The sequence below is a fragment of the Bartonella sp. AA74HLJMH genome (genome assembly GCF_042197045.1).
Lineage (GTDB): Bacteria > Pseudomonadota > Alphaproteobacteria > Rhizobiales > Rhizobiaceae > Bartonella.
Window position 1 is genome coordinate 1 of sequence record NZ_JBHIRJ010000153.1, and the last position, 601, is coordinate 601.

Consider the following 601-nt stretch of genomic DNA (forward strand, 5'->3'; position numbering starts at 1 on the left):
TGTTTGCGAAAGTTGTTCTTTTTTCAACTCAAGCTGTTTTTTTAAGAGCTCAATAATTTCCCCTTTTTTTAATAGATTAGTAAGCTCCAGATATTTTGCTGATGGAGCAGATACGAAAGTTGATTTAGGTACCTGAGCTGTGGGAGATATTGGAGGTGTGTTAGATGGCTTAGAGCCACTAGGTTTGGACGGTACGCGATTTCTCATCGTTCCAAAATTAGAAAGGTCAATTTTAATATCGGGTGGAAGTTTACGTGGTGGCTCATAGCCTTTTGGTGGTTTTGGTTTATAATTGTTGCTTGAATCGAGATTTCCTGACCCTATAGTAGGAACTGCAAAACGGCTATGACCTCCTCCTTGCTTAGTAAGAGTGTTACTTCTTGCTAAGTTTGTTGTTCCAAGAAAAGCACTAATCGCTATGATAATAATCAGCTTTTGCATATTTCACACCTTTTAATTTTCACATATTTAGAAAGACTGACCATTACATTATTAACTTCATAAATCAGTTTATGAGATTCCGTTGTCTCCTCGCTTGATTTCGGCAGGGATTGTTTTATTAATGGGCACACGGTTCCTATCATTGGGCTGTTTTAGCTTT

2 pseudogenes are annotated in these 601 nt (G+C 37.6%); both read right to left on the reverse strand.

From position 1 onward, the window contains the following. A pseudogene (locus ACFINH_RS10295) lies at positions 1–441 on the reverse strand (hypothetical protein); the annotation flags it as partial. A 69-nt stretch (positions 442–510) separates the two neighbouring features. Continuing rightward, positions 511–601 (reverse strand): annotated as a pseudogene (locus tag ACFINH_RS10300) (TrwH protein); the annotation flags it as partial.